We start from the raw sequence: 17,764 nt of genomic DNA, 5'->3' as shown, positions 1-17,764 counted from the left end.
TATTGTAAGCTTAATTTAACTTTATTATACTAAATAGGTATTGACTTCTAATTAGGTTAAATAAGGTCTTAAAAAGCGGTTATCTATTACAGTATGTCAAACTACTAAATATAACTCAATCCTTAAAAAAAGACTTACACTAACGATCGGGCCAAGCATGAGATGATATTGTATACATATATAAAAAATCCTTGCTTGCTCTACTGTTTGTGTGTTTTTATACCAAATTATAGGCTTATCAAGTCATAAAAATAAAGGATATTTAACCCGTTTTTAGTAACAAAGGTTAGATATCCTTATTTAGCGAAAAAGAGGGAAAATTAAGCAAATTTAAGCGGTTGACTGAGGGCATACTGTAAACCGACGACACCACCAATAACAGCGATCGCAGGTGCTTCAAACCCGGTCTCTTCAACCTGTCTGATAATAGTAGCCAAAGTCCCAATTAACTCTTCTTGTTGGGGTGTTGTTCCCCAGCGAATCAAAGCGATAGGGGTTTCTAAACTGCGTCCCGCTAGAACCAATTGTTCAACAATATAAGTTAAATTATGAATCCCCATATAGATTACAATCGTTTCGGAGCCATGTGCGATCGCATTCCAATTCACTTGAGGTCGATATTTTCCGGCTGATTCGTGTCCTGTGACAAATGTTACCGAAGAACTACAACTGCGATGGGTTAGAGGAATACCTGCATAAGCTGGAACCGCGACACCCGAAGTAATACCAGGTATCACCTCCACTTCAATTCCCGCTTCAATCACGCCTTCTACCTCTTCTCCGCCGCGTCCGAACACAAAAGGGTCTCCCCCTTTAAGACGAACGACTACAGCGTTATTTTGCGCTTTTTCGATTAATAACTGAGTAATTTCTGCTTGAGTCATTGAATGACGACCCCGACGCTTTCCCCCGTGGATTTTTTCGGCTTGGGGGTTAATCATTTCGAGAATGGGAGGGCTGACCAAAGCATCATATACAACAACGTCAGCGTGTTCAAGTAATACTTTTCCCTTTAGGGTCAATAGTCCTGGATCTCCGGGCCCTGCGCCCACTAAATACACTTTACCGAGGCAATGGGATTGATTCATAATCACTGGGCAAATAATCCTTCTACACTCTAAAACTTACTTTCTTGTAAAAGTAGGTGTATAACTTAACTCTATTAAGATTTGTAAGAATTTTGGTATTTTATGATACAGGATTTTGATCCCCATTCGCTTTTTTCAAAAAAATTTTCTGTTTTTGTTTGGTAGCTTGGGATACTTTATCTGTCTTGGGATAATTTCCGAACCTCAAGGGAGTAACATCCATCATAAGCGAACCAATGAGAGGGAACGAAGTCAGCCTACAATGATCAGTATCAAAGCTGCACAAATTTAATAATACTTTCTTGCAATGAGTATAAAAAGACCGCCATCACAGTCTCGTCTTATCGGTAATATTTTACTGACCGTAGCGAGTTTATTTCTTTTGGTGAACCTATTTGCCCCACAACTATTCGGACCTCAGATTCAAAGAGTTCCTTATAGTTTATTTATTGACCAAGTAGAAGACGGAAATGTCGCTAGAGTTTCCGTTGGACAAAATGAAATTCGCTATCAAGTTAAAACCCCAGAAGGAGAACTTGGCCAAATCTTTGGTACGACTCCTATCTTTGATTTAGAATTACCCAAACGTTTAGAAGCTAAAGGAATTGAATTTGCTGCAGCCCCACCCCCGAAAAATGGCTGGGTGTCGAGTGTTCTGAGTTGGGTCATTCCTCCCCTCATTTTTATCGCAATTTGGCAATTTTTCTTAGGTCGTTCTGGTGGTGCAGGTGGTCCGGCGGGTGCTTTATCCATTACGAAAAGTAAGGCTAAGGTATATGTAGAAGGCGATTCAACAAAAATCACCTTTGCTGATGTTGCAGGTGTCGAAGAAGCTAAAGTCGAACTAGAAGAAATTGTTGAATTTCTCAAATCTCCGCAACGTTATACACAAATTGGAGCCAAAATTCCTAAAGGGGTTCTTCTTGTCGGGCCTCCAGGAACTGGTAAAACCCTTCTTGCTAAAGCTGTTGCTGGTGAAGCTGGCGTGGCATTCTTTAGTATTTCGGGTTCAGAGTTTGTCGAATTATTCGTGGGTGCAGGTGCCGCGAGAGTTCGAGATTTATTTGAACAAGCGAAAAAGAAAGCCCCTTGTATAATTTTCATCGATGAATTAGATGCTATTGGTAAATCACGTGCCTCTGGTAACTTTATGGGAGGCAATGACGAACGGGAACAAACCCTTAACCAGTTACTCACCGAAATGGATGGGTTTAGTGCGGGTGATGCAACCGTTATCGTTTTGGCTGCTACCAACCGCCCAGAATCTTTAGACCCCGCGTTATTACGTCCTGGACGCTTTGATAGACAGGTTTTAGTAGACCGTCCAGATTTAGGCGGACGCTTGAAAATCCTCGAAATCTACGCAAATAAAGTTAAATTAGCTTCAGAAGTTGATTTAAAAGAAATTGCGACTCGTACTTCTGGTTTTGCGGGTGCAGATTTAGCGAATTTAGTCAATGAAGCGGCTTTACTTGCGGCACGAAATCAACGAACCACCGTCACCCAAGCTGATTTTAATGAAGCCATCGAACGCGTTGTCGCTGGACTAGAGAAGAAAAGCCGTGTACTTTCCGATAAAGAAAAGAAAATTGTCGCTTATCATGAAGTGGGTCACGCCCTCGTCGGTGCAGCCATGCCAGGTGGTGGTAAAGTGGCTAAGATTTCCATTGTGCCTCGTGGGATGGCAGCTTTAGGTTATACCCTACAAATGCCCACTGAAGACCGTTTTCTGATGGATGATATCGAATTACGCGATCAAATTGCAACTCTTTTAGGTGGACGCGCAGCCGAAGAAGTTGTCTTTGGTACAATTACTACAGGTGCAGCGAATGACCTACAACGGGCGACAGATTTAGCGGAACGTATGGTTACAACCTACGGGATGAGCAAGGTTCTCGGCCCCTTAGCCTATGAAAAGGGACAACAAAATAACTTCCTTGGGGATGGTATGAATCCTCGTCGTATGGTAAGTGATGATACCGCAAAAGCGATCGATGCAGAAGTTAAAGATATTGTCGAGGGAGGACATCAACAAGCTTTAGCTATCCTTGGTCAAAACCGAGAGTTACTCGAAGAAATTGCCCAAAAAATCCTAAGTCAAGAAGTGATTGAAGGCGAAGAACTACAAAGTTATCTCACTCGTGTACAGCTTAATAAGCCTCATGCTGTCGCTGTTTAATTGATCTTTATATTTAACGTAGAGACGCGCCATGGCACGTCTCTACATTTATGTTTAAAATATATGGGTTCATTTTAAAAAAAATTTTGAATTCACTCTTTAATTCCTTAAAATAAACGATAATAGTATGATTTTCTATTATTGACAAAAAACTCATTTTATGAATAAAAAAATCGTTACAGCCGGTTTCCTCACTCTTTCTATTTTATTACCCATCCAAGCCCAAGCATCAAGCTTTTCAGGACTTTACGCTTTTGGGGATAGTCTGACGGATACGGGTAATCTTTTTAATCTCACGGGTCAGCCACCTTCTCCCTATTTTAATGGTCGTGTTTCTAATGGGCCAGTTTGGGTCGAATATTTAGCAGATAAGCTGAATTTATCGATTCAACCAAGTACGAGTAATGGTACAAATTTTGCTTTTGCTGGTGCAACAACTGGAATGGCTAATACTTTAGATGTTCCCCAGTTTCCAGGACTACAACAAGAAGTTTTTGGCTATCTTGACTTTCTTACAACCAATAGTCTAACAGCCGACCCCAACGCACTTTATACCGTTTGGGCGGGGGCTAATGATTATCTTCCCACAGATAGCCAAATTTTTGTACCATACACAGAGCCAACAACGACTGTTAATAATTTAGCTTCTGTCGTCGGCGCTTTAGCTAATGCAGGGGCAAAAAATATTTTAGTTGTTAACCTTCCTGACTTGGGTGAAATTCCTCGAACTAATATGACTTCTGATGCAAACAGATTAAATAATTTAACTCAAGCGCATAACACTTTACTGTCCCAAACCTTGGATAATTTACCTTTATCCCCAGATGTAGATATTTCAATCTTGGATGTTAATACTTTATTTGATACTATTTTGGCTAATCCAGCTAATTACAATTTTACAAATGTAACTGATAATTGTTTTGACCGTGTAGCCCAGACACTTTGTAGTAATCCTAATGAATATTTATTTTGGGATGACCTTCATCCAACAACAGCCGCTCATCAGTTAATCGGTAATCTTGCTGCTCAAACATTAGGCGTTCCTGAACCGAGTTTTGTTCCAGGTGTGGCAATGATTGGGCTTTGGGGCGTTGCTGAAGTTTTACGCCGTCAAAAACAAAAATCTTCTAAATAAAAGAACTGTAGGGGTTTGGTCGCCAAACCCTCCCTTTAATACATCTAAGGTCTGATTTTTAGCGATCGTTTAATAGGATACATAATTTTCTAGTCTATATTGGTTAATATAAGGTTAAGAAAACATCAAGCAAACGTTAAAGCTATGTAAACGGGGAATGAATCCATGCTGCTCGTTATTACCCAACCCATCATCAATCTGCTCGACTCACGCATTGTACAAGAAGTCTATCAAAGCTTACCCAAATCAATACCAGCAGAAAAGCGTCTTATTGCTCAATGGGTAAAAGACGAAACGGGTAAACTGATTTGTCGCTGGACTAAGGACTAAAACGATCGCATTTTATGATTTATACTCTAGACAAAATAGACAAGACGTGCTAAAAGTAGTGCGTCTTTCTCGTTCAAAGGGTTGAAATTCGCTCCACAAAAGGTTCAACCAATCGTATGATTTTAACAATTCGCAAAAGTTATAAGATGATTAGTATCAAGCCTTAATCAGCAGAACTTACACGGAGGAAAACAATATGTTACGAGCTATATTATTTAGTTTCGCACTTATAACACCCTGGATGGCTATTAATCCAGCCGCCGCCGAAAATCAAACCCAGTTTAACCAACTCATCAAAACGGGTGAATGTGCCAACTGTGACTTACGGGGAGCAGATTTGAGAGGCGCACATTTAATCGGTGCTGATTTAAGAAATGCTAATCTAGAAGGGGCTAACCTGACAAATTCTAATCTAGAAGGGGCAGATTTAACAGGGGCGAATCTTACGGGTGCAAATCTCAGCAAAGCTTTATTAACAAATGCCAGCCTCAATAATACTACTCTACATCAAGTGAATTTAACTCAAGCGATGCTCTACGATACCGATGTAACTGGGGCATCTTTAGACAGACTCAATCTTACTAATGCTCAGATTTATAATACTGATATTAGTGTTGGTGGCGAAAACCCAGAGTAATAAAATCGGGTTTTGTTATTAAAGATAAAATGCGTTACAACCAATGTTTGGGATAAGTTCTATCCTCCGCCAAATTATTGAAAACTACAGCGCAGGATAACATAATTAAAGAGCCTTCTAAGGTAGGAGTTACTAAAAAGTGCCAGTTAGGTTTCGTCATCATTACGACTAACGCAACGGCTCCCGAAGGTGGATGTAAAGTTCCTGTAAGCTGCATCATTCCTATCGCAGTAGAGACAGCCAGTCCTATTGTCCAAGGAGAAGAACCGAAAAGATGTAATATAGTTAGGCTAACTAGAGCCGCTAAAAGATTACCACCGATTAAATTACGAGGTTGCGCTAAAGGGCTTTCAGGTACACCAAAGATTAATACACTTGTAGCACCAAAAGGAGCCATCAGTAAAGGCGAATTCGTTTTTAGAGAAAGATAAGATGTCGCTGCTATTGCCAAGAAACTACCGACCCAACTCCAAAAAACATATCTGTGATGAGGTCTATTAATTGGACACGTTATAGGACACGATCGCCATCTTCCGATGATCTTAAAACAATAACTTTCCCATTTCAACCGAACTTTTTTGTAATTTAACATTCATCAAACAACCCATCATCTAAAAACAGGATGAAAAAAAATTTATTGATACGGGGTCAAGTTTGCTATAAAAGATACAAAAAACTTTGACTTATGTCAGTATATCCTAACAATCTATGAAAAAGCTAGAAAAAAGTATCTAAAAATACAGATTTTTCCAATCTTATTGTTCAGGTTTTTTTATGCTCAAATCCGTCTCAGGGAAATTGTTAAGTTTTTAGTCCACCATGAAATAACTTTCATCGCTCAAAGCTAAAGTCCTTTAAAACGGACTCTTATACCTGAAAATTAGTCGGTTTCAACCGACTGTAGAGACGCGCCATGGCGCGTCTCTACGAGACAGGGATTTTAATCCCTGACGGACTAATATACTAACTTCCATTAATCCCTGACGGTATCCAATGTTGGTAGCATAGCAGAGGGACATAAATGAGATAATTCACACACTACACAGTCTGGGTTTCTCGCTTTACAAACTGCCCGACCATGAAAAATAATACTAATTGAATAATTTTCCCAGTCATTTTGGGGTAATATACGCATTAAATCTCGTTCTATTTTAACGGGGTCTGTTTCTTCGGTTAAACCTAATCTTCCACTGAGACGCTTGACATGAGTATCTACCGTCACCCCTTGTATGTTACCGTAAGCATGGGCTGAAACAACATTAGCCGTTTTTCGGGCAACACCGGGAAGTGTAAGTAATTGTTCCATTTGCTGTGGAACTTCTCCCGCAAATTCAGTGATAATTTTTTGACAAGCCCCTTGGATATTTTTGGCTTTGTTGCGATAAAATCCAGTAGAACGGATTAGTATTTCTATTTCTTCTCTATCGGCGCTCGCTAAAGATTTCGCATCAGGAAAACGGGCAAATAAAGCCGGAGTGACTTTATTAACCCGTTCGTCAGTACACTGGGCAGAAAGAATCGTGGCGACAAGTAATTGTACGGGAGTTTCATAGGTTAGACTACACGTAGCATCGGGATAAAGACGCTTTAGAATGAGTAAAATTTCTAACGCCCGTTGTTTTTTACTAGCCCATTTTCGAGTTAGACTCATCTATTGAAAAAGTCCTTGAAAAACGGCTAGGTTGACAGTATCTCGCACGATGAGAAAAACCCCTAAACCCAAGAGAAGAAATAACCCAGTTTGCATAATTCCTTCTTGAAGTTTCATCGGTAACGGTTTACCAATTATCCCCTCAATTAATAAAAATGCTAATTGACCGCCATCTAAAGCAGGTAAGGGTAGGATATTTAAGATGGCTAGGTTAATGCTAATAAGAGCCGCAAATTGAATTAGATTAGAAATATCATTACGAGCGATCGCTGCACCATATTCTACTATCTTAACGGGACCGGCGACTTGTTGGGCGTTTTCTTGAAAATTGCTCACCAGTTGCCAAAAACCTTTAACCGTTAAAACCGCGATGCGTTGAAATTCATCTGCGCCTAGTACAAATGCTTTTAGTACATTATCAGCTTTGCGACGAATTTGTTCTCCATTGGGTGATAAAACGACCCCAATTTTACCTTTACCATCTGCACCGCGTTCGGGCGTTACTGTAAGGTTTAAAGACTCTTCACCCCGTTTAATTGTCAAATTTAGCGGTTTTTCGGGTGAATTTTGAATCGTGCCTCTGAGGTTAATTAAAGCGTCTTGTGATGCACCAAGAGTTTGATTATTGACCGATAATACAATATCACCTTCTTTGATCCCTGCAATAGCAGCAACCGATAAATCTTTTGCCATCACTTGGGGAACTATGACACCTGGTTTATACTGAATATCAGGATAGCCGACGGTAGCCACTTGACTGACCAAGAGAAAATAAGCAAAAATTAAATTAGCGATGACACCCGCACTAATGACAATTGTACGATCTAAAATCGGACGATTGCGGAGTAAATCTGGGTCATCGGGTGGAATAGGACTATCTTCATCATCATCAGGAAATCCGACATATCCCCCCAAAGGAAAAGCACGCACGGCGTATTCGGTTTCTTTTCCTTGATATTTGGCTAAAACAGGGCCAAAACCAATGGAAAAACGATTAACACGAATTCCTTGGAGACGAGCGGCTAAAAAGTGTCCGAGTTCGTGTACAACTATAAGAAGGGCTAAAACTGCGATCGCTGCCAAAACTGACATAATCAATTTAGATTAATAGGTAAACTAGCTTACTTCTGACCATTGTAGAGCATGATATAAAGATACTGCTCATCAACAAATTTCTCTAGCAACTTGTTCTAATACTTTTAATCCGACTAAAGAGCCTTGAATTAATTTTAAAGATGCGATCGGTTGTTGTAACATTTTAACAGCTAAAGGAATCGGTTGAAGTTGGCCATCAAGACTAATCGTTCCTTCTAAATTGGGTAAATTGTGTTGAGCATCATCACTGATTACGCGTAAAATAGCTACGTTTATTCCCATCGGTTGCAATGCTTCTAAGATAGAAAATCCTTCCATATCGACGACTTCAACACCATATGTCTGATAAAGATGCTGCTTTTCTATTGTAGAACAAATAATGCGATCGCTTGTCCATCCTTTAACCAAATTGGCTTTTTCTAAAACAGGTAAATAATTACAATCTCGCCAAGTTACCTGATTATTTTCTAATTTCCCACACTGTTGATATAAAACAATTTGTCCGACGCGATATTGAGGTGATAAACTTCCTGCTAACCCCATTAATATTACCTGACGCGGTGGTTTAGCCATAAAATTTGAAGATTGTAGCCATTGCTGAAAATAGAGACTTGAAGCCCGATAACCCATCGGAATCGATACAATAGAAATATCACTATTTTGTTTCCTAATTACCCGACAAACAGCGCGATATTCTGAACCTTGAGGCACAAAGATGATATCAAATTTGTTTTGACAAAGAGTCATAAAAAGTTATTTTTATAATGTTTTAAGTTTATTGTGTTATAACATCACGAAATAATTGCAGTTAACAAGTTAATGATGTTAGCATATACCACCGTAAAATAAATTTTACGGCTCAAAGCTAAAATCCGTTTTAACGGATTAAAACTTTTACGGTGAGTCGGTTTTAACCGACTTTTGCGTTAGAGACAGAGAATTTATTCTCTGGCATTATTAAGCGAGCAAAAATCTAACAAAATCATTCTACACCTTCTATTGCTTCATCCGTTAAATTATATAAATCTTGTAACTGCTCAAGTTTTTCCTCATCTGCATTCCAAAAACCACGCCCATTTGCTTCTAATAATCTTCCGACAATATTGCGAAATGCTTCTGGGTTTACTTTTCTAATTTTTTCCGCCATTTGGGAGTCTAAAGCATAGGTATCCGCAGCTTGATTATAAACCCATTCATCAGTAAAATTTGCGGTTCCTCCCCAACCGATTAAAGCTGTCATTCGTTGAGATATTTCGTATGCACCTCCAGAACCTTGATTAATCATTGATTCTGCCCATTTAGGGTTTAATAATTTGGTACGATATTCTAAGCGTAATAAGTCTTCTAATTTACGAGGTGTTGTATCTTTAGAAAAACTTTCAATAAAACTAGCTGTTACTTTTTTTTCGCTTTGTTTCTCTGCGGCTAATTTCAAACCTCCTGTATTAGCATAATATTCTTGAATATCAGTTAAACCGTATTCAACAGAGTCTATTTCTTGAACAATTCTTTCACTGGTTTGTAATAATTGATTCAGAATTTCTGGTCTAGCTTTTCCTTTATCTCTCCCATAACTAAACATATTTCTTTTTTCCCAAGTATTAGCCAATTCTTCTTGATTATTCCAGTTTCCATCGACAATTTGATCATTAACTAAAGAACCAAAATCACCCGCAGGATTAGAAAAAAGTCTCGCCGAAGCATTTTCTATACCCTGTTTTTGCAAAGCAAGATAATGTTTACGAATAAAGTTCATTTCTTCGGGTTCCTCTATTTCAGCAGCGCGTAAAAATAAATCATCTAATAAATCAATAATATTCGTAAAAGTATCTCGAAAAATACCAGAAAGATTAGCTAAAATATCAATCCGAGGATGTTCAAGCTTTTCTAATGGTTTTAGTTCATATCTAACAATTCTTCCCGTGCCTTCTTTTATGGGTTCTGCACCGACTAATTCTAATAAAATACCTAATGATTCTCCCTTCGTTTTAATAATATCTAAACCCCATAACATAACTGCTATTGTCTCAGGATAATTTCCTTTTTCTATCTGATGTTGTTGAATCACTTTTTTAGCGATTTCTTGCCCTCGAATATAAGCAGCAGGAGAAGGCATTCTATAAGGATCTAAAGCATGAATATTTCTCCCAGTTGGTAATACTCCGATACCATCTCTAAGTAAATCTCCTCCTGGTGCTGGTGGAATATATTCGCCATTTAAACCTCTAATAAGATTCGTCAATTCATCGGTATTTTGCTCTAATAAATCACGAATTTTTACAGCTTCTTGTATAGTTTCAGATAAACCATTTTTACTAATAATTTCTGCTTCTCTTCGAGCAACAATATAATCAATATTTTTCTCAGAGATACTTTCATTAAAATAAGCTTGTAAATAAGATTTTAAAGCTTCATCGTTTGGAGATTCTCCTAATGTATGTAAACCCGATGAAAACAATCTTTGTTCGACAATTTGTAGATATTCATATACCTTGACAAAATACTGAATTAGTGCATTTTTGCTAAACAAACGAGCATTTTCTATACTCAATTCTAGTCCTTGATCAAATGGACAATCTGTCTCTATACCAGTATCAATAATTTTCTGGCAAATCACATCTCTTAATGCTAAATTTTTATCAGTATCTTCTCTAAATTCTGCAATTAAATCTCGTAAAATCATTAATTCTTTGTATAAACCTGCACGTCCATAAGGAGGTACATTATGGGAAATTAAAACACCATATCCGCGACGTTTAGCTAAAATCGATTCAGATGGATTATTCGCCGCATAAATGTATAAATTAGGAAGATTCCCTAATAAAATATCTGACCAAGAATACCCCGTATTTCCGAGGGGTGAACCTGGTAGCCATTCGACTGTCCCGTGCATTCCAAAATGAACTACAGCATCCGCTTTAAACTCATTTTCTAACCACTTATAAAAAGCTGCATATTGTGGATGTGGGGTTAAATCTTTTTCAAACATTAAGCGCATTGGATCACCCGAAATACCTAACGGTGGTTGTACTCCAATCCAAATATTACCGAGTTGAATTCCCCCTAAATAAAAATCCTCACCAACGGTTTTAATACCCGTATTCGTTAAAGATTTCCATTGTTTTTCGATGCGAGATGTTAATAAATAACCTAACCATTTTTCGAGTGTTTGTACATTAACTTTATTGTCTTCTGCAATTGTATTTTCGTCCGCTTCTTTCACCTGAGTAATAATCTTTTCTCCATCATCGGGAAGATTATTTACTGTATATCCTTCTTTTTGTAATGCTTGTAAAAATTTAACTAAACTTCGAGGAACATTTAATAATGCTGCGGTTCCTGTTGCACCATAACCTGGAGGAAATCCGTATAAAATAATCGCAATTTTTCGTTCATTAGGTGAGGTATTTTTTAATTTAATCCAACTTTTTAAACGACCGATTAAACGCTGAACTCGCTCAGGAATTAAATAAATATTTTCCCCTACTAAACCACCAATTGGAATCGTATCTATTGCACCGTCTAACTCTGGTAAAGCATATAAAACAACACTTTGTAAACCCCCAATTCCTTGTCTTGTCCAAGAGTGAATATCTTGTATTAATAAAGGTGCTGCAATGAGATAAGGAATGTTCTTAGCAGAGAGAATTCTTTTAGCCACTTCTACTTGTCTTCCTGCTTCCATACTACCCGCAGGTCCACCTACTAAAGGAAAGCCAATCGTTGATACAATAGCATTAATTTCTATTGCTTCATCTGATAAAGAAGGTGTTTCAATATTGCCATTTTTGCGTTGTTGAGTTTCATAAGTAGTCGTTAACCAATCTCTAACAACAACATGACCTTCTACACCATTAATAAATATTGGTACGGGGATGAGGTTTTCTGCTTCAAAGTATCGAATCAGTTGATTAATATAGGGCTGTTTAGAAATAACGTGTTTACGGTATAATAAAATACCGATAACAGGTTTATCTTTAGTATCTTTACGAGTTTGATACCAATTTATATAATCACGAGGAGAAAGAAAATAACCAGAAAAATCAGGATGAAGTAAACCCTTATTTGGTGTTTCTATGGGTGGTGGAATATCAGCAACCGACAAATCTAAATATTTTTGAGCAATTGTCCAACACATAGCGGCAACATTTTCAGTTCCTCCCGCATTCCAATAACCATAAATAATTAACCAGTTGCGTAAATCTTGTACTTTTTTCGCGGGAATAAGTTTTAAAAGTTTTGGCCCAGTTTTGAGGAAACTTAAGTAACCAGCTAATTTATCTTCTTCTTTTCCACTCGAAAATTTACTTAAAATAAATTGTATCGGTTTGGGCATTCCTTTCGGTTTATCACCAATGATAAATTTACCCAATTGTGTTAAACTCATTAATTCTAAAGCAGATTCAAAAATGAGGCGAATAGGAATTGTTTGTACCCGTTGACGTAACCACATTACTTGGTCATAATCAAAGATCAGACTCGCAAAAAAAACATCGGCATTTTCTAAAGCATTTTCGACGATTTTGGGGTCAGTTGTCAAAATACGATCGCTATACACTTTGATTTCTAAACCCAGACACCGCGACATTGCTAGTTCGGCGGCTTGACGATATAATTCAGTGTTAAAGGTTTCAAATCCAGTGATTAAAACAATGCTTTTCATCCCTGATTATTTAGGCCACTATTTTTACATTTCTTTACTATCTTAACCTGAGTTTTGTTTAAGATCATCAAGGAATAAATTATATAGCGAGTAATTGTACGCCAAGGATTAAAATCCTTGTCTCGTAGAGACGCGTCATGACGCGTCTTTACAGTCCGTTTTAACGGACTTTAGCTATCAGACAGTGATATTTATTCACTGGCTATGTGGATTAATAATAGCCAAAACTCAGTATAATTTCAATATTTTTCAGAGATTAGTCAATGATTGTAGGAAAATAAAACAATAAAGAATTTTCTGATTTTGAACAATGACACTGTATTTAGGACGAGATATCTGTAATGATCTTAATATTGCCTCCCAAAGAGAATGGCTGGTAACAAATGGAATTGGGGGCTTTGCTTGTGGTACAATTTCAGGAATTCTGACTCGTCGCTATCATGGTTTATTAATTGCCGCCCTTAAACCTCCTTTGGGTCGAACATTATTATTAAGTAAACTCGAAGAAATAGCCGAATATAACGGTAAAAAGTATGAACTCTCAGCCAACCGATGGATTGATGGTTTAATTCATCCTCAAGGATATCTTAATATTGAAAACTTTTGTTTAAAAGGAACAATCCCAGTTTGGCGGTTTGCTTGTGGTGATGCCATCATAGAAAAACGTATTTGGATGCAACAAGGCGAGAATACGACTTATATTCAATATCGTAGCTTTCGTAGCACAAAACCCATATATTTAACCCTAAATGCCCTAGTTAACTACCGAGATTATCATCAAACGACAACTGGCTACAATTGGAAAATGGATCTAAAATTAATTGAACAAGGGGTTAAAATTACGGCTTATCCGAGCGCTATTCCTTTTTATTTATTTAGTGAAGATGCAGCTATTTCTATTCATCATACTTGGTATTACCGTTTTGATTTAGCCGTCGAACGATATAGAGGTTTAAATGCTAAAGAAGATCATCTGCATGGGGCAACTTTTGAGATAAGATTAGAACCTGAGCAAACTGTAACCCTCGTTGCGACAACCGAACCCAATGCAAACATAGATAGTGAAACTGCATATTTAAAACGTCATCACTACAAACAAGAATTACTCAATAAAAGTTCGACGACAAATATACCCACAACCCTACAACATCTCATTTTAGCAGCAGATCAATTTATTGTCGATCGCCCTTTACCCAACGAACCAGATGGCAAAACCATCATCGCTGGTTATCCTTGGTTTAGCGACTGGGGACGCGATACAATGATTAGTCTACCGGGTTTAACCCTTGCAACCCATCGCCCCGAAATTGCCCGCACGATTTTACGGACATTCGCTTATTATTTAGATCAAGGAATGTTACCGAATGTCTTCCCCGATGGTAGCGAAACACCTGCATATAATACCGTTGATGCCACACTTTGGTATTTTGAAGCAATACACGCATACTATCAAATTACCCAAGACCGAGAATTATTACAAGAATTATTTCCAGCATTAGTAGAAGTCATCGAATGGCACAAAAAAGGGACGCGCTACAATATTCATCTCGATAGTGATGGGTTAATTTATGCAGGTGTAGACGGGGTTCAACTGACGTGGATGGATGCAAAAGTCGGAACTTGGGTAGTGACTCCGCGCATCGGCAAACCCATCGAAATCAGCGTTCTTTGGTATAATACGTTAGGAATTATGGCTTATTTTGCCGAAGAAATAGGACAAAACGCCGAATATTTCCTGCAAATGGCACAAAAAACCGCTTTTGGCTTTAATCGCTTTTGGAATGAGACTCTGGGCTATTGTTACGATGTTTTAGACAGTCCCGATGGAAATGATAGTACATTACGTCCTAATCAAATTTTTGCTGTTTCTCTACCGAATGTGAAAACCTTATCACCTTTACTGAGCTATGCACAACGCGAAGCAATTGTCAATACTTGTGGTCAAAAATTATTAACATCCTATGGATTACGATCGCTTTCTCCCGATGCTCCTCAGTATAAAGGACAATATGGCGGTGCGCCTAGAGAGCGAGACGGTGCATATCATCAAGGGACTGTTTGGGGATGGTTACTGGGTCCATTTATCCAAGCCCATCTCAAAGTATATCAGAATCCGACGATCGCCAAAAGTTTTTTAGAACCAATGCTCAATCATCTACAATCGGGATGTGTGGGCAGTTTAGGGGAAATCTTTGATGGAGATGCCCCCATGACTCCTAGAGGTGCATTTGCTCAAGCTTGGACGGTTGCAGAAGTCCTCAGAGTCGGGTTATTATTTTAAGCAAAGGTGCCGCCGTTCCATCCCCACATCGCTCGTTCAGCATCAGCAAATTCAATGTAAATACGATTTTTAGGAACTCCTAAAGATTCTTGTATCACCAGACAAAAATCTTGACTCATTGCTTTAGTTAAATCTGGAGACATTCGCCCAATATTTTTGATCTCAATATAGCAAACTGGCTCAAAAGTACCCCCAAAAGTCATCTTTACTTCTGGTTCAAAAGATGTCATCACATAAGATTCGGGTTTTCCAATATGTTTAGCTAACTTACTAGACAGAGTTTTTAAAAGGGTATCTATCGCATCAGACGAGGAAGATTTAACAGAAGATTGAACTTTAATTAATGGCATATTAAACTTTAAAATGATTACCAGATCTATTTTAAACCTTGTTGAATGATTGAAACGAAACAATTTAAACCCGCGATATCTCGTCGAATTATTGGATTAACTGGAGGAATTGCCACGGGAAAAACAACCGTTTCTCATTATTTATCTCAAACTTATCACATACCGATAATCGATGCGGATCTATTAGCGAAACAAGCTGTAGAGATTGGTTCACCTATTTTAGATGAAATTCGTTTGAGATACGGTAATAATATATTATTTCCTGATGGAACTTTGAATCGTAAAAAATTAGGCGAAATTATATTTAATAATCCTGCCGAGAAAATTTGGCTAGAAAATCAGATACATCCGTATGTGAGAAATCGGATTCAAGCTAAACTAAAAGAACTGAATGAACAAGCGATCGTCCTTGTAATTCCCTTACTCTTTGAAGCTAAAATGACAGATTTAGTCTCAGAAATTTGGGTTGTTTACTGTTCCCCTGAAGAACAGATTAGACGCTTAATGAAACGAGATCAACTAACGCAAGAACAAGCAATCAAACGCATTCAAAATCAGTGGTCAATTGAAGAAAAAAAGGCATTAGCGGATGTAATATTAGAGAATTCCCGTCCAGAACAGTTATTTAAGCAAATAGATCAGGTTTTTTCATAAATGTAGGGGTTTGATCGACAAACTCAAAAAATTATTGATGTTAAGGACAGATACACATTTTCAAAAAAACCCCGGTAATCAACCGAGGCTGCTGTTGTAGGAGAACTCAAGCAAATCCAATCGGGAGATACCAAAGCATTAAGCGTTTTGGTGATTCGCTTGTTACAAATTGTAGTCAATTTTTTAAAGTTTGTAAATATTGATTGACAAAATTGATATTGAGCCAATTTATTATATGAGGGTTTGGAGACTACAGTTATCATAGGATGAAGCATACACCAAACCCAGATTGTATAAGAATTTCGGATTATTTAGGGATGTAGATAAAAAGCGACTCCTAAAACTGCGTATAAAATGAGAAGTAATAACCCTTCTAACCAATTAGATTGACCATCAGAACTAATTGAATTTGTTACGATAACCGTTGCTCCTGCTGCAAACATACCAAATAGGTTAAAATCTAAAGATAAATTTTGTCCAAACAAAGGCGCGATTAAAACCAGTATCGGTGTTACTAATAGGACGATTTGTAGCGTTGAACCAATAGCAACAGATACCGATAATTCCATCTGATTTTTCAGGGCTGAGGAAATACAAGTAAGATATTCCACAAACCCACCAAACAGAGGAAGCAGAATAACCCCTGTAAAGAGTTCAGTAAGATGGAAGATTTTAACAGTTTCTTCAAGACTACCGACCAGAATTTCCGAAATAAAAACTAATACAACTGTACAGCCGAGTAAAGTCGCAACTTGTTTGATAGTATCTGCTTTGTTATGAGATTCTTTCTTTTCCTTTTCGAGAACTTCTTCGATAATTTCTGCTGCATCAGAATTAAAAGGACTTTGCGCGGAGAAAATGAGATTAAAGATATAAAAAATGAGCAAAAACACCGAAGCAGCATAGGAAAATTCTTGAATTGCAGGGCCTGTCAAACCCACAGAGGTAAATTGTATCGCACTAGGAGTCAGTAAGACTAAAAGGGCGAGTAATAAAGCAGAAGCATTTAAACGGGCAATTTTCGGCTCAAAAACTTGCTCTTTAAACTTTAAACCCCCCAAAAACGTCGCTAATCCTAAACCGAGTAGCATATTAGCAATGATCGCACCCAAAATACTTGCTTTGACGACTTCAATTAAACCAGATTTTAAAGCAACGATCGATACTACCATTTCAGTCAAGTTACCAAAAGTTGCATTCAATAAACCGCCAAATGTTGGCCCTATTACATCCGCTATTTCTTCCGTCGCTTCTGCAATTAAAGCAGCTAAAGGCACAATTCCCAATGCAGCAAAAACAAAGATTAACGCAGGAGGAAACTTAAACCATTCAGCAGCGATCGCCAATGGGACAAAAATTAACATCCCTAACAGAATTTTTTTGCTTATTGTCATGATTCAATTTATGGAATTTCTTCTAAAAGATAGCAGGATTTTGCTTTTATACAACGCTTGTTCCTTAGTTACATCATCGAGAGCACAGGGATTAAAATCCCTGTCTGATAGCCAAAGTCGGCGGGGCTTACAAGCTGGGAGCGCAGGTCGCCCAGACAGCCCCTTGTTAAAACCGACTATCTCAATGAATGTCAGTCCATTTTAATGGACTTCAGTTATGAGACAGTGAATTCATTCACTGGCTGGCTGGTGGTATTAATGTTCTCCCTTCATGCCCTAAAATTGCAGGGAATAGCCCCTCTGGAAT

Annotated in this window: 14 protein-coding genes; 6 read left to right on the top strand and 8 right to left on the bottom strand. The window is 38.0% G+C overall.

Annotation, left to right across the window (positions count from 1 at the left end; genetic code table 11):
* Window positions 1-320: 320 nt before the first annotated feature.
* A complete protein-coding gene (cobA, locus tag C7H19_RS15740; protein WP_106457879.1) occupies window positions 321-1,088 on the bottom strand; it encodes a uroporphyrinogen-III C-methyltransferase in 768 nt (255 codons plus the stop codon).
* Window positions 1,089-1,395: 307 nt separating this feature from the next.
* On the opposite strand from cobA, the gene ftsH4 reads away from it, so the two are divergent.
* From ftsH4 to C7H19_RS15725, 4 genes are all read left to right on the top strand, one after another.
* Window positions 1,396-3,267: an ATP-dependent zinc metalloprotease FtsH4 gene (gene ftsH4, locus C7H19_RS15735; protein ID WP_106457878.1), complete on the top strand. Its 1,872-nt coding sequence runs from the start codon at window positions 1,396-1,398 to the stop codon at window positions 3,265-3,267.
* 160 nt (window positions 3,268-3,427) lie between these two features.
* The gene (locus C7H19_RS15730; protein ID WP_106457877.1) at window positions 3,428-4,402 is read left to right on the top strand and encodes an SGNH/GDSL hydrolase family protein; all 975 of its coding nucleotides are present in this window, start codon (window positions 3,428-3,430) and stop codon (window positions 4,400-4,402) included.
* A gap of 165 nt (window positions 4,403-4,567) precedes the next feature.
* Complete coding sequence (locus C7H19_RS25760) at window positions 4,568-4,732, top strand: hypothetical protein (protein WP_181280635.1); 165 nt, start codon at window positions 4,568-4,570, stop codon at window positions 4,730-4,732.
* 196 nt (window positions 4,733-4,928) lie between these two features.
* Window positions 4,929-5,369 carry a pentapeptide repeat-containing protein gene (locus C7H19_RS15725; RefSeq protein ID WP_106457876.1) on the top strand — a complete coding sequence of 147 codons (441 nt, stop codon included), beginning with the start codon at window positions 4,929-4,931 and terminating at the stop codon, window positions 5,367-5,369.
* Between the two features lie 34 nt (window positions 5,370-5,403).
* On the opposite strand, the gene C7H19_RS15720 is transcribed toward C7H19_RS15725, so the two are convergent.
* From C7H19_RS15720 to bchH, 5 genes are all read right to left on the bottom strand, one after another.
* Complete coding sequence (locus tag C7H19_RS15720) at window positions 5,404-5,961, bottom strand: HPP family protein (RefSeq protein ID WP_106457875.1); 558 nt, start codon at window positions 5,959-5,961, stop codon at window positions 5,404-5,406.
* Between the two features lie 381 nt (window positions 5,962-6,342).
* Complete coding sequence (nth, locus tag C7H19_RS15715) at window positions 6,343-7,020, bottom strand: endonuclease III (protein WP_106457874.1); 678 nt, start codon at window positions 7,018-7,020, stop codon at window positions 6,343-6,345.
* Window positions 7,021-8,112, bottom strand: coding sequence for an RIP metalloprotease RseP (gene rseP / locus C7H19_RS15710; RefSeq protein WP_106457873.1), 1,092 nt, complete (start codon window positions 8,110-8,112; stop codon window positions 7,021-7,023).
* Window positions 8,113-8,184: 72 nt separating this feature from the next.
* Window positions 8,185-8,862, bottom strand: a complete 678-nt coding sequence (locus C7H19_RS15705; protein ID WP_106457872.1) for a phosphorylase family protein — start codon at window positions 8,860-8,862, stop codon at window positions 8,185-8,187.
* Between the two features lie 235 nt (window positions 8,863-9,097).
* Window positions 9,098-12,778 (bottom strand): magnesium chelatase subunit H, encoded by a 3,681-nt coding sequence (bchH, locus tag C7H19_RS15700; RefSeq protein ID WP_106457871.1) that lies wholly within the window; start codon window positions 12,776-12,778, stop codon window positions 9,098-9,100.
* Between the two features lie 310 nt (window positions 12,779-13,088).
* On the opposite strand from bchH, the gene C7H19_RS15695 reads away from it, so the two are divergent.
* Window positions 13,089-15,059, top strand: coding sequence for an amylo-alpha-1,6-glucosidase (locus C7H19_RS15695; RefSeq protein WP_106457870.1), 1,971 nt, complete (start codon window positions 13,089-13,091; stop codon window positions 15,057-15,059).
* On the opposite strand, the gene C7H19_RS15690 is transcribed toward C7H19_RS15695, so the two are convergent.
* A complete protein-coding gene (locus C7H19_RS15690) occupies window positions 15,056-15,409 on the bottom strand; it encodes a phenylpyruvate tautomerase MIF-related protein (protein ID WP_106457869.1) in 354 nt (117 codons plus the stop codon). The genes C7H19_RS15695 and C7H19_RS15690 overlap by 4 nt on opposite strands.
* Before the next feature lie 75 nt (window positions 15,410-15,484).
* On the opposite strand from C7H19_RS15690, the gene coaE reads away from it, so the two are divergent.
* Window positions 15,485-16,063, top strand: a complete 579-nt coding sequence (coaE, locus tag C7H19_RS15685) for a dephospho-CoA kinase (RefSeq protein ID WP_106457924.1) — start codon at window positions 15,485-15,487, stop codon at window positions 16,061-16,063.
* 311 nt (window positions 16,064-16,374) lie between these two features.
* Here the strand turns inward: coaE and cax are convergent, their stop codons facing one another.
* Entirely contained in the window at window positions 16,375-17,457 is a 1,083-nt protein-coding gene (gene cax / locus C7H19_RS15680; RefSeq protein ID WP_106457868.1) for a calcium/proton exchanger, read from the bottom strand.
* Between the last annotated feature and the right edge of the window lie 307 nt (window positions 17,458-17,764).

The organism is Aphanothece hegewaldii CCALA 016 (genome assembly GCF_003007785.1).
Classification (GTDB): Bacteria; Cyanobacteriota; Cyanobacteriia; order Cyanobacteriales; family Microcystaceae; genus Chroococcus; species Chroococcus hegewaldii.
Note: the sequence above shows the minus strand (reverse complement) of the source record. Positions and strands in the feature narration are given on the sequence as shown.

Excerpts from the sequence above, each read along its gene's own strand:
- nth (WP_106457874.1), bottom strand. The coding sequence starts at position 7,020 with ATGAGTCTAACTCGAAAATGGGCTAGTAAAAAACAACGGGCGTTAGAA.
- C7H19_RS15695 (WP_106457870.1), top strand. The coding sequence starts at position 13,089 with ATGACACTGTATTTAGGACGAGATATCTGTAATGATCTTAATATTGCC.
- C7H19_RS15725 (WP_106457876.1), top strand. The coding sequence starts at position 4,929 with ATGTTACGAGCTATATTATTTAGTTTCGCACTTATAACACCCTGGATG.
- cax (WP_106457868.1), bottom strand. The coding sequence starts at position 17,457 with ATGACAATAAGCAAAAAAATTCTGTTAGGGATGTTAATTTTTGTCCCA.
- C7H19_RS15730 (WP_106457877.1), top strand. The coding sequence starts at position 3,428 with ATGAATAAAAAAATCGTTACAGCCGGTTTCCTCACTCTTTCTATTTTA.
- C7H19_RS15720 (WP_106457875.1), bottom strand. The coding sequence starts at position 5,961 with ATGTTAAATTACAAAAAAGTTCGGTTGAAATGGGAAAGTTATTGTTTT.
- ftsH4 (WP_106457878.1), top strand. The coding sequence starts at position 1,396 with ATGAGTATAAAAAGACCGCCATCACAGTCTCGTCTTATCGGTAATATT.
- C7H19_RS25760 (WP_181280635.1), top strand. The coding sequence starts at position 4,568 with ATGCTGCTCGTTATTACCCAACCCATCATCAATCTGCTCGACTCACGC.
- cobA (WP_106457879.1), bottom strand. The coding sequence starts at position 1,088 with ATGAATCAATCCCATTGCCTCGGTAAAGTGTATTTAGTGGGCGCAGGG.
- bchH (WP_106457871.1), bottom strand. The coding sequence starts at position 12,778 with ATGAAAAGCATTGTTTTAATCACTGGATTTGAAACCTTTAACACTGAA.
- C7H19_RS15705 (WP_106457872.1), bottom strand. The coding sequence starts at position 8,862 with ATGACTCTTTGTCAAAACAAATTTGATATCATCTTTGTGCCTCAAGGT.
- C7H19_RS15690 (WP_106457869.1), bottom strand. The coding sequence starts at position 15,409 with ATGCCATTAATTAAAGTTCAATCTTCTGTTAAATCTTCCTCGTCTGAT.
- rseP (WP_106457873.1), bottom strand. The coding sequence starts at position 8,112 with ATGTCAGTTTTGGCAGCGATCGCAGTTTTAGCCCTTCTTATAGTTGTA.